We start from the raw sequence: 22,687 nt of genomic DNA on the forward strand, positions 1-22,687 counted from the left end.
GGATCGGTGTCACAGGACCGCGACCGGGTTGACGGGCGAGCCCGTCCCGCCCGGGACGTTCAGCGGCGCCACGACGAGCAGGAAGTCGTAGCGCCCCGCCGTCGCGGTCGCGGCGGACAGCGCTTCCAGGTCGAGGTTGTCCAGCAGTGGCATCCCCATCGCGGCCACAGCCAGGGCGTGGACCGGCGAGTGCACGCCGTCCACGGGCGAGGGCCGTACGTCACTGTCGCCGTCTCCGCCGAGCAGCGCGATGCCACGCTCGGCCAGCAGCGGCATGGCGTCCACATGAAAGCCCGCGCTGGCCGTGTCGGGGTCCCAGGCGCCGAGCTCCTCGCGACGCCGGACGTGTCCGGAGCGCAGCAGTACCGCGTCGCCATCGCCGATCGTCACATCGAGCGCCTTCTCCGCGACGACGATGTCCGTGGCGTGCACCGCCCGCCCCGGCTCCAGCCAGTGGATCCCGAGGACGGCGGGCAGGTCGAGGAGCACTCCCCTCGTGACGAGGGCCCCGAGGCTCGACACCGCGCCGAAGCGGGCGCCTGCGGCATCGACGACCTCGCGTGCCGTGCGGCCGTCGTAGAGCTGCCCCCGATAGGCGATGTGGCAGAGCGCGTCGAGATGGGTGATGCCCTTGCCGTGGTAGTCGGCGGCGATGAAGTCCTTGTGGGTGGAGGGTTCCGGCGCCTCCACGTCACCGAGGTCGGTCATGTGATGCAGGGCAGGTCTGCGGTTGCCGGGGCCGGGGCGGGTGTTCCACGGCAACGCCAGCGGGACGACCGTCCCGGTCCGCACGCACGCTGCGGCCCGCCGCACACGGTCCGCGGTGACCCGGTTCCAGGCGCCGCGGTCCGCCGGGGACCAGCGACCCCACGTGCGAACCGCCTCGAAGAGTGCGTCGAACTCCCGACGGGAGACGGCGGGCCCGTTGCCGACGCCGGTCGGCTCGGGGTGCGCGGCATCGGCGGAACCCGGGCTCATCTGCGCTCACCGCTCCCAGTTCTGGAACGGCTCCCACGGCAGGACGTCACCGGACGCGGCACGGATCGGGCTTACGGGGTGTGCGTCCGGCTGACGCCGTGACACGGAGAAGCACCGTCCTCGTGATCGGAGAACCAGCTTCGCACATTCACGGGGTGATCTTGGAGAGGTGGCGCCCGCAGGGAGGGGTTGTGCAGGCTCCGTCCGCCACCGCGCCGGGTCCCCCGTTCCGGCGCACTCCCGAGGCGCTTGTTCTTCAGGGTTGGATCTGGGCTCCGGCACGAAGAAACGAGTCGCCCGGAGACCGAGGTCGCAGTCAGGAGCCCGCAAGAAACGAGAGACGCACCTTCCGCTCCGCATTGTCCCTGTTCGTGTCCACGAGGCACACGGACTGCCAGGTCCCGAGTTCCAGCCGCCCGTCCACGACCGGCAGGGTCGCATGGGGCGGGACCAGGGCCGGCAGCACGTGGTCGCGGCCGTGGCCGGGGCTTCCGTGCCGGTGCTGCCAGCGGTCGTCGGCCGGCAGAAGCGTGTGCAGGGCAGCCAGCAGGTCGTCGTCGCTGCCGGCGCCCGTCTCCATGATCGCGATGCCGGCGGTGGCGTGCGGCACGAAGACGTTCAGCAGGCCGTCGCGGCCGTGGGCCGCCTCGCGCAGGAACGCCTCGCAGTCACCGGTGAGGTCGACGACCTTCTCTCGGGAGCCGGAGGACACATGGAGGACTCGGGTGGTGAACGCGTCTGACATGCCCTCCATCCTGACGCACGGGCCGGATGCTCACGCGCCTTGACGGGGGCCGCCGGCGCTCCGGGAAGATCCACGCGGGTCGCGCCGTTGGTAGAAGCGTGAACAATATGCGTGAGGTCGAGGTGGTCGTCATCGGGGCGGGCCAGGCCGGTCTGGCCGGGGCCTACCACCTGCGGCGCAGCGGTTTCGAGCCGGAGCGCGACTTCGTGGTGCTGGACCACGCCCCGGCGCCGGGCGGCGCCTGGCAGTTCCGGTGGCCGTCGCTGACCTTCGGCAAGGTGCACGGAATGCACGCACTGCCGGGCATGGAGCTGACGGGCGCGGATCCCTCCCGGCCGTCCTCCGAGGTGGTCGCCGAGTACTTCGACGCCTATGAGCGCGCCTTCGACCTGCGCGTGCGGCGGCCCGTCGACGTGAGGGCCGTGCGGGAAGGCGTCGACGGGCGCCTGCTGGTGGAGACCTCCGACGGCGCGTGGTCCACGCGGGCGCTGATCAACGCGACCGGCACCTGGGACCGGCCCTTCTGGCCGCGCTATCCGGGTCAGGAGACCTTCCGCGGACGGCAGCTCCACACCGCGCGGTATCCCGGCCCCGAGGCTTTCGCCGGACAGCGGGTGGTCGTGGTGGGGGGTGGCGCGTCGGGCACGCAGCACCTGCTGGAGATCGCGCCGTACGCCGCCGCCACCACGTGGGTGACCCGGCGGCCGCCGGTCTTCCGCGAGGGACCCTTCGACGAGGACGCGGGCCGTGCCGCCGTCGCGCTCGTGGAGGAGCGGGTGCGGCAGGGACTGCCGCCGAAGAGCGTGGTCTCGGTGACCGGACTGCCGCTGAACGACGCGATCCGGCAGGGGCTGGCCGACGGGGTGCTGAACCGGCTGCCCATGTTCGACCGGATCACCCCGGACGGAGTGGCGTGGGACGACGGCCGTACGGTCGCCGCCGACGTGATCCTCTGGGCGACCGGCTTCCGGGCGGCCGTCGACCATCTCGCGCCGCTGCGGCTGCGGGAGCCGGGCGGCGGGATCCGCGTCGAGGGCACGCGCTCGGTCTCCGACCCCCGCGTCCACCTGGTCGGCTACGGGCCGTCGGCCAGCACCGTCGGCGCCAACCGTGCCGGGCGCGCCGCCGTACGGGACATCCGGCGACTGCTGGCGCGGGAGCCGGTCGCCGCCTGACGGTCCGTCCGGTCGCCGCCTGACGACTCGCCCGGTCGCCGCCTGACGGTCTGCCCGGTCGCCCCGCAGTGGCTCCGGTCAGCTCATCCCGCCGGCGCCGCCGCCGAAGCGCTCCCCGGTGTCTTCGCAGGGCTCTTCTGCGGGGTCGCCGGGAGGCTCTGCTGGCTGCGGTTGAACTCGGCGACGTTGCGCTGGTGCTCGGCGAAGCTCGACGTGAAGCGCGTGTCGCCGGGCCTGACCGTGACGAAGTACAGCCAGTCGCCCGGGGTCGGGCTGACCGCCGCACGCATCGCCTCCTCGCCGGGGTTGTCGATCGGCGTCGGCGGCAGACCCATGCGCTGGTACGAGTTGTAGGGGCTCTCGATGCGGGTGTCGCTCACGGTCGTCTTCAGGGTGGAGCGGTTCAGCGCGTAGTTGACTGTCGAGTCCAGCTGCAACGGCATCCCGCGCTCGAGGCGGTTGTACACGACCCGGGCCACCTTGCCCATGTCCGCCTTGGTGGCGGCCTCGGCCTGGACGAGGCTCGCGACGGTGACCGCCTGATACACGTTCAGGGCGTTGCGCTGGGCGCCGGCCGCGACGGGCGCTCCACCGAACCTCTTGTTGGCGGTGTCGACCATGTACGTGAGCAGCGACTGCGGCGTCGACTTCCTGTCCAACGGATACGTCGCCGGGAAGAGGTAGCCCTCAGGGTTGCCCGCGGCCTCGTTCGGGAGCTTCAGACCTGCCGCCGGCAGCGCCCTGCCGGTGGTGCCGGGCGCCAGGGCGAGCGCCTTGTCCACGGCCTCGTAGACCTGGCTCGCCCGCCATCCCTCGGGGACGACCAGGGTCGGCGGCGCCTTGGCCGCCTTCATGTGCGGCGTCTGGATGCTCAGCAGCGGCACCGCCACGGCGGTGCCCGCCACGACGGCTCCGGTCGCGATGAGGACGATACGGCCCCGGCGCGTCAGTCGAATCGCGCTCCGTGGCGGAGTGTTCATCTGCATGAGGGCACGCTAACTCCCATAACATCACAAACCTCGCATCACCGGGCATATTTTCATTTTGTCGGCTCAAGCCGGGCATCTCTTCGCAACAGGGCCGCATACCGGCCGTCCTGCCTCGACAGCTCCTCGTGCGTGCCTCGTTCCGCCACCCGACCCGCGTCGAGGACGACGATCTGGTCGGCGTCCCGGACGGTGGACAGGCGGTGGGCGATGGTGATGGTGGTGCGGTTGGCCGAGAGAGCGTCGATGGCCTCCTGGACCGCGCCCTCCGTCCGGGTGTCCAGAGCGCTGGTCGCCTCGTCGAGGATCAGCACCGGCGGGTCGCGCAGGATCGTGCGGGCGATCGCCAGGCGCTGCTTCTCGCCGCCGGAGAACCGGTGACCGCGCTCGCCGACGACCGTGTCGTACCCGTCGGGCAGTGCCGCGATGTGGTCGTGGATCTGCGCCGCCCGCGCCGCCGCGTACAGCTCGTCGTCGGTGGCGTCCGGCTTGGCGAAGCGCAGGTTGTCGCCGACCGTGGCGTGGAAGAGGTACGTCTCCTGCGAGACGACGCCGACCGCGCGGGCCAGCGTGTCGAAGTCGAGGTCGCGCACGTCGACGCCGTCGAGGGTGACCCGGCCTCCGGTCACGTCGTACAGACGCGGCGCCAGACAGCCGAGCGTGGACTTGCCGGCGCCGGTCGGACCGACGACGGCGAGGCTTCCGCCGGCCGGGACGGCGATGTCGACGCCGTCGAGGATCGGCTCGCCCCTGTCGTCGTAGCGGAAGGTGACGTCCTCGAAGCGGATCTCGCCCTTGACGTGGTCGAGACGGACCGGCTCCTCGCGCTCGGTGATGTCCACCGGCAGGTCGAGGTACTCGAAGATGCGCTGGAAGAGCGCCAGGGAGGTCTGGATCTGCACCCCCGTCGACAACAGACTGACGGCGGGCCGGAAAAGACCCTGCTGGAGCGAGACGAAGGCGACGACGGTGCCCAGCGACACGTTGGGGCCGCCGATCTGGAGCGTCATGCCCGCGGTCCAGTAGATGACGGCCGGCATGGCGGACATGACGATTCCGATCACGGCCATGCGCCAGCGACCGGCCATGTTCGACCTCACTTCGAGGTCGACGAGCTGCTCCGACTCCGCTGCGAAGGAGCGGGTGAGGGAGTCGGCGCGGCCCATGGTGCGGCCCAGCAGGATGCCGCTGACCGACAGCGACTCGGTGACCGTGGCGGCCATCGCGGCCATCTGCTTCTGACGCTGGGTGGTGATCTTCTTGCGTTCGTTGCCGACGCGGCGGCTGATCCACACGAAGACCGGGAGCAGCACCAGCGAGACGACCGTCAACCGCCAGTCGAGCGCCACCATGGCGATGATCGTGGCGACCACGCTGGTGAAGTTGGAGACCAGGGACGTGGCGGTCGAGGTGACGGTGGCCTGCATGCCGCCGATGTCGTTGGCGATGCGGGACTGCACCTCGCCGGTGCGCGTACGCGTGAAGAAGGCGAGGGACATGCGCTGCAGGCGCCCGTAGACGGCGGTGCGCAGGTCGTGCATGACGCGCTGGCCCACCGTCGTGGAGATCAGCGTCTGCAGGACGCCGAAGACGCCGCTGAGCAGGGCGCTGAAGATCATGCCGAGGGCGAGCAGGCTCAGCAGCCCTGTGCGCCCCTCGGGGATGGCGACGTCGAGCGTCTCCTTCAGCAGGAACGGGGTGGCCACGGCGACCAGCGACGAGGCTGCCACCAGGAGGCCGACCACCGCGAGGCGGGCGCGGTAGGGCTTGAAGAGTCGGAGAATGCGGCGCACCTGCCGGGGCTGATCGGGCGCGGCGTCGGACGAAGGGGTCCAGTCGATGTGATCGCGGGGCATGGCTCCTACGGAGGGTGAGAGGATGACGACTGACGGAGCATAGCTCATTGTTACCTATACTCACAATGAACCGCATCCTGATATTGTTCCCCCATGACCACCCCCGATTCCGACGGCCTGCTCGCCGAGCAGCTGCTGCGGCTGACGCGTCGGGTGCACCGCATCCAGAAGCGCCATCTCCAGCAGAGCGGGCTCGGCGTGACCCCGGCCCAGTCCCGGTTGCTGCGCACGCTGGCGCACTGCGACGCGCCGCCGCGCATGGCGGACCTCGCCGCACGGCTGGAGGTGGTGCCCCGGGCCGTCACCACACTGGTCGACGGACTGGAGGCGAGCGGCAAAGTACGGCGGGCGCCCGACCCCACCAACCGACGGGTCATCAGGATCGAGCTCACCGACGACGGCCGTACGGCCCTGCGCGAGCTGCAGGGCGCGAAGAGGTCCGCCGCGGAGGAGATCCTGGATCCGCTGACGGACCTCGAGCGCCAGGTCCTGAGCGGACTGCTGGACGCCCTGGTGGGCGTGGGCGACCCGGCCGAGCCGGAACACGGCGCGCACCGCGCGGGAAGGACCCCGGGTCAGACCTGCTGAACGACGCGCGAACGGGCCGCGCCCGCGCCCCCGGCATGTGCCGGGGAGGCGGACGCGGCCCGTGGCGGAGCCGCCGTAGCCGTGCGTCAGCTGTTCTCGGCGGCGGCTTCCTTGCCGAGCCGCGGAGGGACGACCACGACCGGGACTTCGGCCGCCTCCGGGCTCACGGCGAGCGACGGACTCACCGGACCTGCCGGGCTCGCCGCGCCTTCCGGCGTCTCGGGCTCCCCCGGTTCCTCCTGGGCTTCGGCGGCGACCTCGCCGTCCAGGACCTTCTTCGCCCGCTCCACGTCCAGCGCGCCCTCCCAGCGGGAGACCGCGAAGACGGCCACACAGTTGCCGAGGAGGTTGGTGACGACGCGCATCGAGTCCATGATGCGGTCGACGCCCAGCAACAGGGCCACGGCGCCGGCCGGGATGGCCCCCAGCGAGGAGGCGGTCGCGGACAGGGCGAGGAAGGCCGACCCGGGAATGCCGGCCATGCCCTTGCTGGTGAGCATCAGAACCAGGACCACGGTGATCTGCTGACTCAGGCTGAGGTCCACGCCGACCGCCTGGGCGATGAACAGCGTGCCGATGGACAGATACAGCGACGCACCGTCGAGGTTGAAGGAGTACCCCGTCGGCAGCACCAGGCCCACGGCGTCCTCGCGGGCGCCCGCCCTGCGCAGCTTCTGCATCACGCGCGGCATCACGGACTCGGTGGAGGCCGTGCCGAGCGCGAGCAGCAGTTCCTCGCGGATGTAGCGCAGGAACTTCCACAGGCTCAGCCCGGTGACCAGACGCAGGGCGACCGCCAGCAGCACGACGAACAGGGCCGCGGCCGCGTAGCACAGGATGATCAGCTTGCCGTAGGTCTCGATCACGCCGAGGCCGTAGTTGCCGATCAGGACGGCCATCGCGCCGAAGACGGCGATCGGCGCGAGCCGCATGACGAAGCCGACGATCGCGAAGATGATCTCCTGCGCCTGCTCGACGGCCGGCAGCACCTGGGGCACCTTGGTGTGACCGAGGTGCAGCAGCGCGGCGCCCACCAGACAGGCCAGGATGAGCACTTGGAGCAGTGAGTTCTCCGCGAACGCGCCGACGAAGCTGGTGGGCAGCGAGTGCAGGACGAACTCGGTGGTCGTGGGCAGCGAGCCGCCGCCCGTCTTGGCGTCCACCGCCGAGGCGTCGAGCGTGGCCGGGTCGACGTTCATGCCCACGCCGGGCCGGACGACGTTGGCGGCCAGCAGCCCGATCAGCAGGGCGACCGTGCTCGCGACCTCGAACCAGATCAGCGCCTTGAGCCCGATCCGGCCGAACGCCTTCAGGTCGCCGGCCTTGGCGATGCCGACGACGACCACGCAGAACACCAGGGGCGAGATGATCGTCTTGATCAGCCGTGTGAAACCGTCGCCGAGCGGCTGCAGGTCCATGGCCACGTCGGGCCAGAGTTTTCCGACGGCGACGCCGAGCACGAGCGCGCAGGCGACCTGCGCGAAGAGCGAGGTACGCAGTATGCGAGCGACGCGTCGCGACGGGGACGGGACGGACGGCGGCACAGGCACTCCTAGGGGGCGCGACGACACAGAAGCAGGAACGGGGACTTCTGCGATACGGAAAGTGAATTCCGTAGCGCTCACTTTGGAGGCCATGCCGACAGCGCACAAGACCCCCGTGTTGCCAATCTGTAAATCCCGTCACCCCTGACGCCTCGCACGAAGCCCGACCAGAGGCCCGGGTGATCCCCCGTCAGCACCCCCTCCCCGCGCCGCCGGTCGGCCGTCGCGGCAGCTCATGGAGCCGTACGGCCGCTTCTGCGCCAGAGGCGCTACGCCTTCAACGTGACCCTGTCCCCCATGACCACCACGGGATGCCGATCCGGGTCGAGCGTGCGCAACAGGTACTCCATGCCGGCCTTCGGCAGGCTGACGCAGGCCGACGTGCCGCTCCCGTGGTCCATGTGCAGCCAGATGCCGCCGCCCCTCTCCTCGCCCTCGGGCCGCCTCGGATCGTCGGGCGGGGAGCCCTTGACGCGGTTGTAGTCGATGGCGATGACGTAGTCGAAGTCGTGCCAGTGCGAGCGCGCCCACCATCGCGGCGCCGCGAATGAGGCGGACCGCGTGTACGGAAGCCTGCTCCCCGGGTCGACCAGGACGCCGCCCGCGTCGGTGAGGGTGAACACGCCGACCGGACTGCGGTTGTCGCCGGCCCGGTGCCCGAGGGCCCACCCCTTCTTGCCGTTGTGCCCCGGCCAGCTTCTGACGCGCACCCAGTTCGGGCCATGCTCGGCGTAGAGGACGACGGTGGAGTCGGCGGAGTCCCTCCCGTCGCCGTAGACCGCCACGACCTGACGCGCGCCCGCGGGAATCCGCCGCTGCAACCGGTCGCCGACGCCGGGGATCCGGGGCGCGGCCGTCGCCTTCGGCGGCACGTCACCGCCACCGCCGCCACCGCCGCCGCTCCCGTCGCCCCCGTTCCCGCCGAACCGCACGGCGCCGGTCGGTTCGCCGCAGGCGGCCGACGCCGCGAGCAGGAGAGCGCAGACCGCCAAGGCGGCTCCCGTGCGCCGCACTTCACCAAGTCGCATCGGGCCATGCTCGCATCGCTTTCCAGACTTTCGGGGAGGCTTACGGACATCATGACCCCATCGGACGGCTGCCGGATTCTGTCGCCGTCGCGGAAAACCGGTTGAATCCGACCACCCCGCGCCGTCAACCTTGCACGGTTTGCTGCCGCTTCCCGCAAACCCGTCCGTCGCCTTGCCGGTTGCCCCCTCCTCCCCCGCCTCCGCCCTCATCTCCCCCTCTGACTCGAGCCACTGGGACGTCATGCAGATCCAAGACCTTCCGTATCCCGACCCGGGCGTGCCGGACGTACGATCGGGCCCCCGCTTCCTGTGGTGGCTCGGCCGCAACCAGCTGGGCGGCCAGCTCAAGGCCCTGCTCTGGGGCCTGCTGCACTTCGTCGCCGTCTCCGCGCAGCCGTTCTGCGTCGGCTTCGCCATCGAGGCCGTGGTCGACCGCTCCGGAACCCGACTGGCCCTCACCGGCGGGGTGATGGCCCTGTGCGGCGCCGCCACCGCGATCGGCGACACCTTCCTGCACCGCGCCGCCGTCACCAACTGGATCACGGCCGCCGCACGGGTCCAGCAGTTGCTCGCCCACAAGGCCTCACACCTCGGCTCCGCGCTGACCCGGCGCGTCGCCGCCGGGGAGGTCGTGGCGGTCTCCACGGGCGACGTCGAGAAGATCGGCTGGTTCGTGGAGGCCGTGTCCCGCTTCACCGCCGCGGCGATCACGGTGCTGCTGGTCTGCGTCGGCCTCGTCGTCTACCAGCCGGCGCTCGGCATCGTGGTCGCCGTGGGCCTGCCCGCTCTGGCCCTGGCCGTCCTGCCCCTGCTGCCCAAGGCGACTCAGCGGGCGGACTTCCAGCGCGAGAAGGCCGGACGAGCCACCGAACTCGCCTCGGACACCGTGGCCGGCCTGCGCGTGCTGCGCGGCATCGGCGGCGAGGAACTGTTCCTCGACCGCTACCGCAGCGCCTCGCAGGAGGTCCGGCACGCGGCCGTGCGCAGTGCGCGCATGTGGTCGCTGATCAGCGCCATCCAGGTGCTGATGCCGGGCCTGCTGTTGATCGCGGTCGTCGTCCACGGCGTCGACCTGGCCCGGGAGGGCCGCATCTCCGTCGGCGAACTCGTCACGGTCTACAGCTCCGTGATGGTCCTGACCTACCCGCTCAGGCACTTCGAGGAGATCGCGATGGCGTACTCCTTCTCCCGTCCGTCCGCGACCCGGGCGGCGCGCGTGCTGTCCCTGGAGCGGACCGGGAACACCGGCGGATCGCGTCCGGCCGAGGCCCCCGCGGGCGACCTGTACGACCCCGTCACCGGGCTCCTCGCCCCGGCCTCACAGCTGACCGCGGTGGTGTGCGGCGACCCGGACGCGGCCGGACGACTGGCAGAACGTCTCGGCGGGCATCCCCCGGAGAACGGCCCGTCGGTCCTCCTCGGCGGCGTGCCGCTGGACGAACTGCCGCTGGACTGCGCGCGTTCGGTCGTCCTCGTCCAGGACAAGGACCCCGTGCTGCTGTCCGGCGCGCTGCGCGACCTGCTCGACGTGCCCGCCTCCGGCGCGGTCGACGCGCGGGCCGCACTGGCCGCGGCCCAGTGCGGCGACGTCCTCGACGCACTGGTCCAGGGCTCGCTCGACGCCGACGACCCGATGGACGCCCGCATCACCGAACGCGGCCGGTCCCTGTCCGGCGGGCAGCGCCAACGCCTCGCCCTCGCCCGGTCGTTGTACACGGACCCCGAGGTCCTCGTCCTGGACGAGCCGACCTCCGCCGTCGACTCGCACACCGAGGCCCGGATCGCGGAGAGCATGCGCGACCTGCGCGAGGGACGCACGACCGTCGTGTTCACCTCCTCTCCGCTGCTGCTGGACCGCGCCGACCGGGTCGTGCTCGTGCACGAGGGCGAAGCCGTCGCGAGCGGAGCGCACCGGGAGCTGTTGCACTCCGAGCCCCGGTACCGGGCCGTGGTGACCCGGGAGACCGACGAGGAGGCCGCCGGGGGAACGGGCCCCGATTCCCTGGCGGACGGAGCTCCGAAGACGGAGAAGTCCTCCCTGAACGATGTGTTGAAGGACCTGGAAGCCGACGAGCTCGCATGCGACCGGCTGGAAGAGATCGAGGAGACGGCATGATCGGCGTGGCGCCGCCCGCCTACGACCCGGCAGCACCGACGACGGCGAACACCCTGCCCGTCGGGGCGCCCGCGACCGTGCGCGCTTACGTGGCCGAACTCTTGCGCCGGCACCGGCGCGCCTTCCTGCTCCTCCTGCTCGTCAACACGATCGCCACGGTCGACTCCATGGTGGGCCCCTGGCTGCTCGGCGACACGGTGGAGCGGCTGTCGGAGGGAGCACGAGAACTGCACCTCGGGCTCACCGCAACCCTGTTCGTGCTCGCCCTGGCCGTCCAGGCCGCCTTCGTCCGCCAGGTGCGGCTGCGCGGCGCGATGCTCGGCGAACGGATGCTGGCCGACCTGCGCGAGGACTTCCTCGTCCGGTCGGTCCGGCTGCCGCCGGGCGTGCTGGAGCGAGCCGGCACGGGCGACCTGCTGTCCCGCATCACCACGGACATCGACCGGCTGGCCAACGCGATGCGGGAGGCCGTGCCCCAGCTGACGATCGGTGTGATGTGGGCCCTGCTGCTGCTCGGCGGGCTCGTGGTCACCTCGCCGCCGCTGGCGCCGGCGGTGCTGATCGCGGTGCCGCTGCTGGTGGTGGGATGCCGCTGGTACTACAAGCGGGCGCCCGCCGGCTACCGCTCCGAGGCCGCCGGCTACGCGTCGGTGGCCGCCGCCCTCGCCGAGACCGTGGACGCGGGCAGGACGGTCGAGGCACACCGCCTCGGCGAGCGCCGCATCGCTCTTTCGGAGCAGCGCATCAAGCAGTGGACGGCATGGGAGCGCTACACGCTGTGGCTGCGGTCCGTGCTCTTCCCGGTGATCAACATGGTGCACGTCACCGTGCTCGGCTCGGTCCTCATGCTCGGCGGGGCGTTCGTGCTGCAGGGCTGGATCGACGTCGGTCAGCTCACGACGGGCGCGCTGCTGGCGCAGATGCTCGTCGACCCCGTGAACCTCATCCTGCGCTGGTACGACGAGCTCCAGGTGGCCCAGGTGTCGCTGGCGCGCCTCGTCGGGGTGCGCGACATCGAGCCGGACGCCGGGGACACCGGGGTGGCGCCGGACGGGCGCGACGTGCTCGCGGACCAGGTCCACTTCGGCTACCGGGAGGGCGTCGACGTGCTGCGCAAGGTGTCCCTCGAGGTCTCCCCCGGCACCCGGCTGGCCCTGGTCGGCCCGTCCGGCGCGGGGAAGTCCACCTTGGGCCGGCTGCTCGCCGGGATCTACGCGCCCCGCGACGGCCGGATCACCCTGGGCGGCGCCGAGCTGTCGCAGATGACCGCCGAACGCGTCCGCTCGCACGTGGCGCTCGTCAACCAGGAGCACCACGTCTTCGTCGGCTCCCTGCGCGACAACCTCCGGCTCGCCCGCACCGGCGCCGAGGACGCCGAACTGTGGGCGGCCCTGGGCGCCGTGGACGCGGACGGCTGGGCGCGGGCCCTGGACGACGGTCTCGACACCGAGGTCGGCTCCGGCGGCGCGCTGCTCACTCCGGCGCAGGCCCAGCAGATCGCACTGGCCCGGCTGGTGCTGGCCGATCCGCACACGCTCGTCCTGGACGAGGCGACCTCGCTGCTCGACCCCCGCGCCGCACGCCACCTCGAGCGGTCCCTGGCCCGTGTCCTCGAGGGCCGCACCGTGGTCGCCATCGCCCACCGGCTGCACACCGCCCACGACGCCGACGTCATCGCCGTCGTCGAGAACGGCCGGATCAGCGAGCTCGGCAGCCATACGGAGCTGGTCGCAGCGGACGGGGCCTACGCGGCCCTGTGGCGTTCGTGGCACGGCTGAGGAGCCGCCCGCCGCGCCTGCCGGACCGCGGTCGCGGTAAGGGGACCGGCCCGTGCTGCCGGGGCGGGCAGCGCCACCGGTTCCGTCCTCGCTGACGACGCGGGGTCCCGCACCGGCGCTCGCCGGTCGCGGGCCCGCCGCCCGCGGGGAGTCGCCGCGGCGACGGCGGCTCGGTGAGCGCTCTGGCGTTGCGGGGAACCGATCAGGGGTGGAACGCTGGATACCGGCACCCGTGCGGGCGACCGTCGGGATCCATCCGGAAAGACACGACGAGACCGGCCGGTGCCCCGTGCGGCGGCAGCCCGTCGCCGACCGCGGTGAGAACGGGCCCGTCACCCCCTGGAGGTAGCCGTGACCAGCGCCGACGGATGGGGAGACGACGTCTACCAGCCCGACTCGTCCGACATCCAGGACGACGCGGGGCTGCTCGACGCGGAGGACACCCTGGAGGACGACGGTGTCGACGACCCGCTCGACCGCGGCTGGTCCCCTCCGGACCGGCCCTGGGCCGTGGAGCACGCCGGGGTGACCGCCGCGGAGCGCCACCGGGGGGAGACCCTGGACCAGCGGCTGGCGGAGGAGCGCCCCGACCTCGGCGTACCCGACGGTGACGGGTTGGGCGACTGCGACGGCACTGACGGGGAACTCCTCGACAACGAGGTCGGAGCAGCACGCTCCGGCCGGCTCGTGGCACCCGACGAGGGAGCCCACGAGGACGAGGAGAGCGCGCTGGTCGCCACGGACGTGGGCATCGACGGGGCGGCCGCGTCGGCGGAGGAGGCCGCGATGCACATCGTCGACGAGGACGCCCTGTCCGGCTGACCCCCGCCCATCGCCATCGCACGAGGAGTGCTCATGCAGCAGGACCAGCAGCCCGACTACCACCCGGTCGTCTTCCGCGACCGCACCGCCGGCTACGCCTTCCTGACCCGGTCCACCGCGACCAGCGAGCAGACGATCGAATGGGACGACGGCGAGACCTACCCGGTGGTGGACGTGGAGATCTCCTCGGAGAGCCACCCCTTCTACACCGGCAAGTCGCGCACCGTGGACACCGAGGGGCGCGTCGCACGCTTCGAGCGACGTTACGGCGACGGCGGCGAGATGACCTGAGCGGACGGAGCCTGCGCCGGCGCCGGCTCCCCGGCGCGTGCCCCGACCGTCCGTCACGGCGGAGCCGCGGATCAGATGTAGTTCAGGGCAGCAGCCCCGCCCACTCCCCCGAGCACCATGAACACGGGCATCAGCACCTTCAGCTCGATCCAGCTGCCCGCCCGGAACCGCATCGCCTTGGGCGGCCCGATCGGGTACCAACGCTTGCGCCCGATCGGGATGGGCCACAGCACCGGACAGCCCGAGACGGTCAAGGCGTCGCCGATGTCGTGGACCAGCGCGCCGAGCACGATGGGCAGCCCCAGCCACAGGTACTCCTGGCCGGGCTGGTCGAACAGCCAGTCCGCGCCGTTTCCGGGCTTGTCCAGCACGCCGGCCAGGATCCACGCGCTGGTCGCTGCGAGCAGCCACACCAGGACGTCGCTGCTGGACCCCCGGGCGGCCCGCCACAGCAGGCCCTCGATGGCCAGCACCATGTGCACGAAGAGGAGCCCCAGCACCGCCCAGCGGCCACCGGTGATCGCCAGCGCCGAGGCGCCCGCGCCGATCATGACCGCCCACAGCCAGGTGTGCGTGAGCGTGCGGTGCCCGCCGGAGCGACGCGGGTCGCCCTGCTTCCGCGTGGACTTGTAGACGGCGTAGGAGAGCTTGTCGACGATCTCGCACAGCCAGCGCGAGACGGGACCGAAGGACCGGGAGATGGTGGCGGCCTTGTGGTCGAGATCCGGCGCGAGCGCGGCGCCGGCGCAGATCAGCGCACCGGCGAGCAGGACGGGCCAGGGCATCGTGTGCCCGGCCGCGGCCGCGGCCGCACCGACGCCGAGCCAGGCGGCGGCGCCCGACAGTGAGTGTGCTGGTCCCATCATGGCCCTTGCCCGCCCTATCCCTCGTGTACCGCTGTCCAGTTGACCGGGTGCGATGACGCTCCGTCGGCGACACAGCGTAGCTGCCATGATCTTGGGGTCGGGAGCCGATTCCCCTCTGCGGACCGGGGGCAGGCAAGATGGGGTCGTGACCCTCATCGATCAGCTGCCGCCGACCGCAGATCCCGACGCCCTGTACGACGCCTTCGAGTCCTGGGCGCAGGAGCGCGGTCTGGCGCTCTACCCCCACCAGGAGGAGGCGCTGATCGAGGTGGTCTCCGGGGCGAACGTGATCGTCTCGACGCCCACCGGCTCCGGCAAGAGCATGATCGCCGCGGCGGCGCACTTCGCGGCCCTCGCCCGTGACGAGGTCACCTTCTACACGGCTCCGATCAAGGCCCTCGTGTCGGAGAAGTTCTTCGAGCTGTGCAAGATCTTCGGCACGGAGAACGTCGGCATGCTGACCGGCGACGCGTCCGTGAACTCCGACGCCCCGGTCATCTGCTGCACCGCCGAGGTGCTCGCCTCGATCGCGCTGCGCGACGGCAAGCAGGCGGACGTCGGCCAGGTCGTCATGGACGAGTTCCACTTCTACGCCGAGGGCGACCGCGGCTGGGCCTGGCAGATCCCCATCCTGGAACTGCCGCAGGCGCAGTTCGTGCTCATGTCGGCGACCCTGGGCGACGTGTCCTTCTTCGAGAAGGACCTCAACCGGCGCACCGGCCGCCCCACGGCGGTGGTCCGCTCGGCGACCCGGCCCGTGCCGCTGTCCTACGAGTACCGCTACACGCCGATGACAGAGACCCTCACCGACCTGCTGGACACCCGGCAGGCGCCCGTGTACATCGTGCACTTCACCCAGGCACAGGCAGTGGAGCGGGCGCAGGCGCTGATGAGCATCAACATGTGCTCGCGTGAGGAGAAGGAACGGATCGCCGATCTCATCGGCAACTTCCGCTTCACCACCAAGTTCGGCCAGAACCTCTCGCGTTACGTGCGGCACGGCATCGGCGTGCACCACGCCGGCATGCTGCCGAAGTACCGGCGCCTGGTGGAGAAGCTCGCGCAGGCCGGTCTGCTGAAGGTCATCTGCGGTACCGACACGCTCGGCGTCGGCGTCAACGTGCCCATCCGCACGGTGCTGTTCACCGCCCTGACCAAGTACGACGGGAACCGGGTGCGCACTCTGCGGGCCCGTGAGTTCCACCAGATCGCGGGCCGGGCCGGCCGGGCCGGGTTCGACACGGCGGGGCTGGTGGTGGCGCAGGCGCCCGAGCACGTCATCGAGAACGAGAAGGCGCTCAGCAAGGCCGGCGACGACCCGAAGAAGCGCCGCAAGGTGGTGCGCAAGAAGGCGCCGGAAGGATTCGTGGGCTGGACGGAGAGCACCTTCGACAAGCTCATCGAGTCCGACCCGGAACCGCTGACGTCGCGCTTCCGGGTGACGCACACGATGCTGCTGTCCGTGATCGCCCGCCCCGGGAACGCCTTCGCGGCGATGCGGCATCTGCTGGAGGACAACCACGAGCCGCGCAAGCAGCAACTGCGGCACATCCGGCGCGCCATCGCGATCTACCGGTCGTTGCTGGACGGCGGCGTCGTGGAGAAGCTCGACGAGCCGGACGCCTCCGGCCGTATCGTCCGTCTCACCGTGGATCTGCAGCAGGACTTCGCGCTGAACCAGCCGCTGTCCACCTTCGCGCTGGCGGCCTTCGAGCTGCTGGACCCCGAGTCGCCCTCCTACGCCCTCGACATGGTCTCCGTCGTGGAGTCCACGCTGGACGACCCTCGCCAGATCCTGGCCGCCCAGCAGAACAAGGCGCGCGGTGAGGCGGTGGCCGCGATGAAGGCGGACGGCGTCGAGTACGAGGAGCGCATGGAGCGCCTGCAGGACGTCTCGTACCCGAAGCCGCTGGAGGAACTGCTCTTCCACGCGTACGACACCTACCGCAGGAGTCACCCGTGGGTGGGCGACCATCCGCTGTCGCCGAAGTCCGTCATCCGTGACATGTACGAGCGGGCGATGTCGTTCACCGAGCTGGTCTCCCACTACGAGCTGGCGCGCACCGAGGGCATCGTCCTGCGGTACCTGGCCGGCGCCTTCAAGGCCCTCGACCACACCGTCCCGGACGATCTGAAGTCCGAGGATTTGCAGGACCTGATCGCGTGGCTGGGCGAGATGGTGCGCCAGGTGGACTCGAGCCTGTTGGACGAGTGGGAGCAGCTCGCCAACCCGGCGGAGATGACGGCCGAGGAGGCGCAGGAGAAGGCCGACGAGGTCAAGCCGGTCACCGCGAACGCGCGCGCCTTCCGGGTCCTGGTCCGCAACGCGATGTTCCGCCGTGTCGAGCTCGCCGCCCTCGATCACGTCGCCGAACTGGGCGAGCTGGACGCGGACGCCGGCTGGGACGCCGACGCCTGGGGCGAGGCGATGGACAAGTACTGGGACGAGTACGACGACCTCGGCACCGGCCCCGACGCGCGGGGTCCCAAACTGCTCGTCATCGAGGAGGAGCCGCAGAACGCGCTGTGGCGCGTCCGTCAGATCTTCGACGACCCGAACGACGACCACGACTGGGGCATCAGCGCGGAGGTCGACCTCACGGCCTCCGACGCGGAGGGCCGCGCGGTCGTCCGCGTCACGTCCGTCGGCCAGTTGTGAGCGCAGCGGCGGCCACCGCCGCGGGAACCGGACCAGGCACAGCAAAGGGCACAGGAGAAGCACACCGATGACGAATCCGGCCGAGAGGCTCGTCGACCTGCTGGACCTGGAGCAGATCGAGGTCAACATCTTCCGGGGCCGCAGCCCGCACGAGTCCCTCCAACGGGTCTTCGGCGGCCAGGTGGCCGGCCAGGCGCTGGTCGCGGCCGGCCGGACCACCGAGGGCGACCGGCCCGTGCACTCGCTGCACGCGTACTTCCTGCGTCCGGGCCGGCCTGGCGTCCCCATCGTGTACCAGGTGGAACGGGTGCGCGACGGCCGGTCGTTCACGACCCGCCGGGTCACCGCGGTGCAGCAAGGGCGGACGATCTTCAATCTCACCGCCTCCTTTCATCGGCCTGAGGAAGGTCCCTTCGAGCACCAGCTGCCGCCGGCGCGCGAGGTGCCGGACCCGGAGTCGCTGCCGACCGTCACGGACGAGGTCCGGACGCATCTGGGTGAGCTGCCGGAGCAGTTGGAGCGGATGGCACGCCGTCAGCCCTTCGACATCCGGTACGCGGACCGGCTGCGCTGGAGCGCCGACGACGTCAAGGGGGCCGAGCCGCGCAGCGCCGTGTGGATGCGTGCGGTCGGGCCGCTCGGCGACGACCCGCTCGTCCACACCTGCGCGCTCACCTACGCCAGCGACATGACGCTGCTCGACGCGGTCCGCCTCCCGGTGGAGCCGTTGTGGGGTCCGCGGAACTTCGACATGGCGTCGCTGGACCACGCGATGTGGTTCCATCGGCCGTTCCGCGCGGACGAGTGGTTCCTGTACGACCAGGAGTCGCCGATCGCCACGGGTGGACGTGGGCTGGCCCGGGGCCGCATCTACGACCTGGAGGGGCGGCTGCTGGTGTCCGTCGTCCAGGAAGGTCTCTTCCGGGCGCTGTAGGCCGGGCCTCAGCCGCCGCGGCGGCGCAGCCAGCCGAACAGGCCGCGTGCCGACGGGTTCGGCTCGTCGGATGCGTCCGGCTGGTCGTAGACATCCGGTGCGTCCGGTGCGTCCGGTCGGGCGTATCGCGGTGACGGGCGGCGCCGGACGGGCTTCGGGAAGGGGTGCGGCGCGGGCTGTGCCGCGCGGGCTTCGGCCAGGGTGTTCGCCAGGTCGGCGCTCAGCCAGTCGATCTCGTCGCGGTCCTGCGCGGTCATGATCTTCTCGATGAGCTGGGCGGCCGGCGAGCCCGGGGCTCCGTGCGCCGGCGGCGCGGGCCGGAACCTGTTCAGGTGCGCGCGCTCGTAGGAGTCGTCCACGATCTCCGCGACGTGCGGCGGGCCGAGGAAGGCCGCCAGCGTTCCGGCGCGCTGCCAGGGGTCGTCGGTCTGCCGGAGCAGGAAGCCCAGATGGCGTCCCCGCCAGTTCCGGGGCCGCAGGTCGACGCCTGCGGCCAGCTGGCTGCGCAGCACCTCGGGCGTCCGCCCCGTGAGCAGAAAGGCGTTCGTCCGGTCGGCCGCGAACTGCCGCAGTTCTTCGGCGAGATACAGCCATACGACAGCCCGGTACCGGTTGAGGTAGAACCTGACCGGCACCACCAGTCCGACCCGTGCGAGACGGGTGAACCGGGTGGGCGGCACTTCCAGGATCGCCGCGCCCTCGCCGGTGCCCACGGCGTGCACCCGTTGCCGGAGAGTCTCGGGAAAGCCGGGTTCCGCGCGCAGGCGGTCGATCTCGGCGCGGGGCACCCGACGGCCCCCTCCCCCTTCGTCGGGTGTCGTCCTGATGCGCCCGAGGTGTACGCCGAGGTCGAACTCAGCGCGTTTCAGGCTCAGTTCGCGTGCCGCGCGACCGGGCGCGAGTGATGTGGAGTGCAGGCGGGCGACGGTGTTCACGGACATGACGGATCTCCCCCGTGGAGTGAGTGGAGCGAAGCGGGCCCGCGCCGTCGGCGGTGGCCCCGGAAAAAACCGTACCCGCGGACGCCGATTCCGTGGCGGCCTGTGGATAACTCCGGAGGGAAGGACGAAAGTGCAGGTCAGATGTCTGTGAGGGGGGTGCGGTCAGGGTGCCGGGCGTCCAGGGTGAGGTGTTCGCCGACCCAGTTGACGAGCAGGGTCATCTCGTAGGCGACCCGTCCCATGTCGGCGTCCACGCCGCTGAGCACGCACAGACGACTCCCGGCTCCCGCCGCGGTGACGAACAGCACCGCGTCATCGAACTCGATCATCGTCTGCCGTACCCGGCCCGCCCCGAAGTGCCGTCCCGAGCCCTTGGCCAGGCTGTGCAGGCCGGACGCGACGGCGGCGAGGTGCTCCGCGTCCTCCCGGCGCATTCCGGTGCTCGCGCCCGCCACCAGCCCGTCGTCGGACAGAACGAGCGCGTGTCGTACGTGGTCGACGCGCTCGGCCAGATCGTCCAGCAGCCGGCCCATTCCCTGGTTGCCCGCCATGTCCCCACTCCCCGTGTGACATTTCCCGTATGCCGTCCCCTGCGGTCCTCCGGAGAGCCGGAGGACCCGCCCATCACCCTTCCTGAGGGAGCGCCGCCGGAGCAAGGAGGACGGCGGCATGGCGCAGAAGTCGACGTCCACCACGGCGTGGGACAGCGGGAGTCGGCCCTTCCTCGCGCGGCGCAGGGCATCGCGGGCCGGCCCCGCGGCCGACGCCGAGGTCAGCTGACGGAGTCGAGCAGGCGGGCGGTGTGCATCCGCCCGGCGTACTCGACCAGCCGGATCAGCACCTCCTTGCCCGAGTCGCGGTCACGGGCGTCGCACAGGACGACCGGGGTGCCCGCGTCGAGGTCGAGCGCGCGCGACACGTCCCGGGCGCCGTAGGTGCGCGTGCCCGTGAAGCAGTTGACGGCCACGACGAACGGAATGTGCCGGTGCTCGAAGTAGTCGACCGCGGGGAAGCAGTCCTCGAGCCGTCGGGTGTCGGCCAGCACCACCGCGCCCAGTGCCCCCTGGGACAGTTCGTCCCACAGGAACCAGAAGCGGTCCTGCCCCGGAGTGCCGAACAGGTAGAGGGAGAGGCCGGAACGGATGGTGATCCGGCCGAAGTCCATGGCGACGGTGGTCGTGACCTTCTGGTCCACGCCGTCGGTGTCGTCCACCGACTGGCCCGCCTGGCTGAGCAGTTCCTCGGTGCGCAGCGGTTTGATCTCGCTGACCGCGCCCACCATGGTGGTCTTGCCCACGCCGAACCCGCCGGCGACCAGAATCTTCAACGCCATCGGGGCCGACTCGCCATCGGCGGTGTCGGAGTGCTCGGAGACCATGGATCACTTCTCTCGGGATCAGGTCCGGGGCGTCGGCCATGGTCGACGCCGAACGGAGGATGCGAGGTGGGAAGGAGGCGCGATACAGGGGGTGAGGCGTCGCGGGTCGTGCGCGCCTGCGGACGGGTCGGAGAGGTTCGTCTACAGGGCACGCAGCCCTGCGATCACCTCGCGCAGGATCCGTTCGTCGGGAAGCTGCGCGGGCGGGACCGGGCGGCTGACGGTGACGCAGCCCAGTTCCAGCAGATCGCCGAGGAGCACCCGGACGACGCCCACGGGCAGGTCGGCGCCGGCCGCGAGTTCCGCGACGGACTGGGTCTCCTCCCGGCAGAGACCGACGAGGGCACGGTGCTCCGGTCCGATCGCCAGGCCGTCCGTGCCGGGCGCGCCCGGATCCAGGGTGACCAGGGCGATCAGGTCGAAGCGCACTCCCGTGGGGCCGGGTTTCGTCCGTCCGCCCGTCATGGCGTACGGGCGGACGAGCGGGCCGGCGTCGGTGTCGAACCACTGGCTGCCCGGTCGGTGCGGGGCGCCGGTCATGTCCTCGGTCATCGGCGCGGACTCTCGCCTCATCCGACGGAGGGCGGCCGCGCGGCGAGGCGCGGGGGCGTGTAGAGGTGCTCTCCGACGCGCTTGACCAGCCGTGCCATCTCGTATGCGACCAAGCCGATGTCGGCGGTCACGGCGGTGAGCACGGCCAGGCAGGAGCCGTCGCCGGCGGCGGCCACGAACAGGAAGCCGTCGTCCATCTCCACCATGGTCTGGCGTACGCCGCCGGCGCCGAAATGGCGGCCCGCCCCCTTGGCGAGGCTGTGGAAGCCGGAGGCGACGGCGGCGAGGTGTTCGGCGTCCTCGCGTCTGAGGTCGGTGGAGGCGCCGACGGCGAGTCCGTCGTTGGACAGCACCACCGCGTGCCGTACCTCGCTCACACGCATCACCAGGTCGTCCAGCAGCCAGTCGAGTTCGCCGGACCGCTGGGCGGACCTCATGCTCGGATCCTGGATCATGCGTGGTCCTTAAGAATGTTGGCGGTCCGGGAGGACCGGGTGTGGCTGATGCGAGGTTGCCGCTGATGGCTCAAGGAGAATGGCCGCCCGGTCCTTCGGGACGCTCCGACCACTGATTGAGAACTGCGGTCATCGCTGCTTAAGGACCTGTCGGCGGGGTGTTCTTCGGACCACGGAAATGCTGGTCCGAAGGGAACGGAACGACAGGCTTGAGCACGTCTCACAAGCGGATATGGGTCGGCGTCGATGCCGGCAAAGGGCATCACTGGGCGGTGGCGGTGGATGCCGACGGCGAGACCCTGTTCTCGACGAAGGTGATCAACGACGAAGCCCAGATCCTCACGCTCATCGAGACCGCTTGCGAGAGGGCCGACGAGGTGCGGTGGGCGGTGGACGTCAGCGGCCGGGCCTCCACCCTGCTGTTGGCCCTGCTCGTCGCCAACGGCCAGCGGGTCGTCTACGTGCCCGGACGCACCGTGAACCGGATGTCCGGCGCATACCGTGGAGAGGCCAAGACTGACGCCAAGGACGCGAAGGTCATCGCCGACCAGGCACGCATGCGCCGGGACTTCGCGCCGCTGGAAACACCCCCGGAGCTGGTCTCCACCCTTCAACTGCTGACGAACCACCGCGCTGACCTGATCGCCGACCGTGTCCGGCTGATCAACCGGCTCCGCGACATGCTGGTCGGGATCTGTCCCGCCCTGGAACGAACCTTCGACTACTCCGCGGCCAAGGGCCCCGTCGTCATGCTTGCCGAGTACCAGACCCCGGCCGCCCTGCGACGGATCGGCGCCAAGCGCCTGACCACCTGGCTGGAGCGGCGCAAGGTCCGCGGGGCCTCGAACGTCGCGGCCAAGGCTGTGGAGGCCGCCCAGTCCCAGCAGACCGCCCTGCCCGGCGAGAAGCGGGCCGCCAAACTGGTCTGCGACCTCGCCCACCAGCTCCTGGCCCTCGATGAGCGGATCAAGGACAACGACCGGGAGATCCGCGAG

Annotated in this window: 21 protein-coding genes; 9 read left to right on the plus strand and 12 right to left on the minus strand. The window is 71.2% G+C overall.

All coding sequences use genetic code 11. The annotated features are described in order from the left end of the window. Positions 1-9: 9 nt before the first annotated feature. Both ABT300_RS21570 and ABT300_RS21575 read right to left on the minus strand, forming a co-directional pair. A complete protein-coding gene (locus ABT300_RS21570) occupies positions 10-978 on the minus strand; it encodes a cyclase family protein (RefSeq protein ID WP_351678107.1) in 969 nt (322 codons plus the stop codon). Between the two features lie 316 nt (positions 979-1,294). Beyond that, positions 1,295-1,723, minus strand: a complete 429-nt coding sequence (locus ABT300_RS21575; protein ID WP_351678109.1) for a secondary thiamine-phosphate synthase enzyme YjbQ — start codon at positions 1,721-1,723, stop codon at positions 1,295-1,297. Between the two features lie 98 nt (positions 1,724-1,821). Here ABT300_RS21575 and ABT300_RS21580 point away from each other — a divergent pair, with 98 nt between their 5' ends. Beyond that, the gene (locus tag ABT300_RS21580; protein WP_351678112.1) at positions 1,822-2,898 is read left to right on the plus strand and encodes an NAD(P)-binding domain-containing protein; all 1,077 of its coding nucleotides are present in this window, start codon (positions 1,822-1,824) and stop codon (positions 2,896-2,898) included. 83 nt (positions 2,899-2,981) lie between these two features. Here the strand turns inward: ABT300_RS21580 and mltG are convergent, their stop codons facing one another. Both mltG and ABT300_RS21590 read right to left on the minus strand, forming a co-directional pair. Continuing rightward, on the minus strand, positions 2,982-3,884 hold the full coding sequence (mltG, locus tag ABT300_RS21585; protein WP_351678115.1) for an endolytic transglycosylase MltG: 903 nt from the start codon (positions 3,882-3,884) through the stop codon (positions 2,982-2,984). 53 nt (positions 3,885-3,937) lie between these two features. Continuing rightward, on the minus strand, positions 3,938-5,740 hold the full coding sequence (locus ABT300_RS21590) for an ABC transporter ATP-binding protein (protein ID WP_351678118.1): 1,803 nt from the start codon (positions 5,738-5,740) through the stop codon (positions 3,938-3,940). Between the two features lie 93 nt (positions 5,741-5,833). Here ABT300_RS21590 and ABT300_RS21595 point away from each other — a divergent pair, with 93 nt between their 5' ends. After that, positions 5,834-6,328 (plus strand): MarR family winged helix-turn-helix transcriptional regulator, encoded by a 495-nt coding sequence (locus ABT300_RS21595; RefSeq protein ID WP_351678121.1) that lies wholly within the window; start codon positions 5,834-5,836, stop codon positions 6,326-6,328. An 86-nt stretch (positions 6,329-6,414) separates the two neighbouring features. Here ABT300_RS21595 and ABT300_RS21600 read toward each other — a convergent pair whose 3' ends face one another. Together ABT300_RS21600 and ABT300_RS21605 are read right to left on the minus strand one after the other, a co-directional pair. Further along, the gene (locus tag ABT300_RS21600; protein WP_351678123.1) at positions 6,415-7,872 is read right to left on the minus strand and encodes a cation:dicarboxylate symporter family transporter; all 1,458 of its coding nucleotides are present in this window, start codon (positions 7,870-7,872) and stop codon (positions 6,415-6,417) included. A 269-nt stretch (positions 7,873-8,141) separates the two neighbouring features. Then, positions 8,142-8,900: a L,D-transpeptidase family protein gene (locus ABT300_RS21605; protein WP_351678125.1), complete on the minus strand. Its 759-nt coding sequence runs from the start codon at positions 8,898-8,900 to the stop codon at positions 8,142-8,144. A 241-nt stretch (positions 8,901-9,141) separates the two neighbouring features. Between ABT300_RS21605 and ABT300_RS21610 the strand changes: the two genes are divergently transcribed. The 4 genes from ABT300_RS21610 to ABT300_RS21625 all read left to right on the plus strand — a co-directional run bounded on the left by ABT300_RS21610 (position 9,142) and on the right by ABT300_RS21625 (position 13,907). Then, entirely contained in the window at positions 9,142-11,016 is a 1,875-nt protein-coding gene (locus tag ABT300_RS21610; protein WP_351678127.1) for an ABC transporter transmembrane domain-containing protein, read from the plus strand. After that, positions 11,013-12,794 carry an ABC transporter ATP-binding protein gene (locus tag ABT300_RS21615; RefSeq protein ID WP_351678129.1) on the plus strand — a complete coding sequence of 594 codons (1,782 nt, stop codon included), beginning with the start codon at positions 11,013-11,015 and terminating at the stop codon, positions 12,792-12,794. Before ABT300_RS21610 ends, ABT300_RS21615 begins: the two co-directional genes overlap by 4 nt. 351 nt (positions 12,795-13,145) lie before the next feature. Continuing rightward, the gene (locus tag ABT300_RS21620) at positions 13,146-13,616 is read left to right on the plus strand and encodes a DUF5709 domain-containing protein (protein WP_351678131.1); all 471 of its coding nucleotides are present in this window, start codon (positions 13,146-13,148) and stop codon (positions 13,614-13,616) included. Between the two features lie 33 nt (positions 13,617-13,649). Beyond that, on the plus strand, positions 13,650-13,907 hold the full coding sequence (locus ABT300_RS21625) for a type B 50S ribosomal protein L31 (protein ID WP_057582613.1): 258 nt from the start codon (positions 13,650-13,652) through the stop codon (positions 13,905-13,907). Between the two features lie 71 nt (positions 13,908-13,978). On the opposite strand, the gene ABT300_RS21630 is transcribed toward ABT300_RS21625, so the two are convergent. After that, positions 13,979-14,773, minus strand: coding sequence for a metal-dependent hydrolase (locus tag ABT300_RS21630; protein WP_351678133.1), 795 nt, complete (start codon positions 14,771-14,773; stop codon positions 13,979-13,981). Positions 14,774-14,918: 145 nt separating this feature from the next. Here ABT300_RS21630 and ABT300_RS21635 point away from each other — a divergent pair, with 145 nt between their 5' ends. Further along, positions 14,919-17,432, plus strand: coding sequence for a DEAD/DEAH box helicase (locus ABT300_RS21635; protein ID WP_351678135.1), 2,514 nt, complete (start codon positions 14,919-14,921; stop codon positions 17,430-17,432). 67 nt (positions 17,433-17,499) lie between these two features. Further along, on the plus strand, positions 17,500-18,366 hold the full coding sequence (locus tag ABT300_RS21640; protein ID WP_351678137.1) for an acyl-CoA thioesterase: 867 nt from the start codon (positions 17,500-17,502) through the stop codon (positions 18,364-18,366). Between the two features lie 8 nt (positions 18,367-18,374). Here the strand turns inward: ABT300_RS21640 and ABT300_RS21645 are convergent, their stop codons facing one another. From ABT300_RS21645 to ABT300_RS21665, 5 genes are all read right to left on the minus strand, one after another. After that, on the minus strand, positions 18,375-19,307 hold the full coding sequence (locus ABT300_RS21645) for a DUF6397 family protein (protein WP_351678139.1): 933 nt from the start codon (positions 19,305-19,307) through the stop codon (positions 18,375-18,377). 137 nt (positions 19,308-19,444) lie between these two features. Next, entirely contained in the window at positions 19,445-19,858 is a 414-nt protein-coding gene (locus ABT300_RS21650; protein WP_351678141.1) for a roadblock/LC7 domain-containing protein, read from the minus strand. Between the two features lie 221 nt (positions 19,859-20,079). Next, complete coding sequence (locus tag ABT300_RS21655; RefSeq protein WP_351678143.1) at positions 20,080-20,685, minus strand: GTP-binding protein; 606 nt, start codon at positions 20,683-20,685, stop codon at positions 20,080-20,082. Positions 20,686-20,826: 141 nt separating this feature from the next. Further along, the gene (locus tag ABT300_RS21660; protein ID WP_351678145.1) at positions 20,827-21,237 is read right to left on the minus strand and encodes a DUF742 domain-containing protein; all 411 of its coding nucleotides are present in this window, start codon (positions 21,235-21,237) and stop codon (positions 20,827-20,829) included. A 17-nt stretch (positions 21,238-21,254) separates the two neighbouring features. Beyond that, positions 21,255-21,692: a roadblock/LC7 domain-containing protein gene (locus tag ABT300_RS21665; RefSeq protein ID WP_351678147.1), complete on the minus strand. Its 438-nt coding sequence runs from the start codon at positions 21,690-21,692 to the stop codon at positions 21,255-21,257. A 209-nt stretch (positions 21,693-21,901) separates the two neighbouring features. Between ABT300_RS21665 and ABT300_RS21670 the strand changes: the two genes are divergently transcribed. Beyond that, positions 21,902-22,687 (plus strand): IS110 family transposase (locus ABT300_RS21670; protein WP_351678149.1); only part of this gene is annotated, 786 nt, incomplete at its 3' end.

The sequence above is a fragment of the Streptomyces sp. NPDC001027 genome, assembly GCF_040299045.1.
In the GTDB taxonomy this organism is placed as follows: Bacteria; Actinomycetota; Actinomycetes; order Streptomycetales; family Streptomycetaceae; genus Streptomyces.

Bases quoted from the DNA above. Each gene is read 5' to 3' on its own strand.
- ABT300_RS21640 (WP_351678137.1), top strand. From the start codon at position 17,500: ATGACGAATCCGGCCGAGAGGCTCGTCGACCTGCTGGACCTGGAGCAG.
- ABT300_RS21590 (WP_351678118.1), bottom strand. From the start codon at position 5,740: ATGCCCCGCGATCACATCGACTGGACCCCTTCGTCCGACGCCGCGCCC.
- ABT300_RS21655 (WP_351678143.1), bottom strand. From the start codon at position 20,685: ATGGTCTCCGAGCACTCCGACACCGCCGATGGCGAGTCGGCCCCGATG.
- ABT300_RS21625 (WP_057582613.1), top strand. From the start codon at position 13,650: ATGCAGCAGGACCAGCAGCCCGACTACCACCCGGTCGTCTTCCGCGAC.
- ABT300_RS21570 (WP_351678107.1), bottom strand. From the start codon at position 978: ATGAGCCCGGGTTCCGCCGATGCCGCGCACCCCGAGCCGACCGGCGTC.
- ABT300_RS21650 (WP_351678141.1), bottom strand. From the start codon at position 19,858: ATGGCGGGCAACCAGGGAATGGGCCGGCTGCTGGACGATCTGGCCGAG.
- ABT300_RS21630 (WP_351678133.1), bottom strand. From the start codon at position 14,773: ATGATGGGACCAGCACACTCACTGTCGGGCGCCGCCGCCTGGCTCGGC.
- ABT300_RS21645 (WP_351678139.1), bottom strand. From the start codon at position 19,307: ATGTCCGTGAACACCGTCGCCCGCCTGCACTCCACATCACTCGCGCCC.
- ABT300_RS21660 (WP_351678145.1), bottom strand. From the start codon at position 21,237: ATGACCGAGGACATGACCGGCGCCCCGCACCGACCGGGCAGCCAGTGG.
- ABT300_RS21605 (WP_351678125.1), bottom strand. From the start codon at position 8,900: ATGCGACTTGGTGAAGTGCGGCGCACGGGAGCCGCCTTGGCGGTCTGC.
- ABT300_RS21575 (WP_351678109.1), bottom strand. From the start codon at position 1,723: ATGTCAGACGCGTTCACCACCCGAGTCCTCCATGTGTCCTCCGGCTCC.
- ABT300_RS21610 (WP_351678127.1), top strand. From the start codon at position 9,142: ATGCAGATCCAAGACCTTCCGTATCCCGACCCGGGCGTGCCGGACGTA.
- ABT300_RS21615 (WP_351678129.1), top strand. From the start codon at position 11,013: ATGATCGGCGTGGCGCCGCCCGCCTACGACCCGGCAGCACCGACGACG.
- ABT300_RS21595 (WP_351678121.1), top strand. From the start codon at position 5,834: ATGACCACCCCCGATTCCGACGGCCTGCTCGCCGAGCAGCTGCTGCGG.
- ABT300_RS21665 (WP_351678147.1), bottom strand. From the start codon at position 21,692: ATGATCCAGGATCCGAGCATGAGGTCCGCCCAGCGGTCCGGCGAACTC.
- mltG (WP_351678115.1), bottom strand. From the start codon at position 3,884: ATGCAGATGAACACTCCGCCACGGAGCGCGATTCGACTGACGCGCCGG.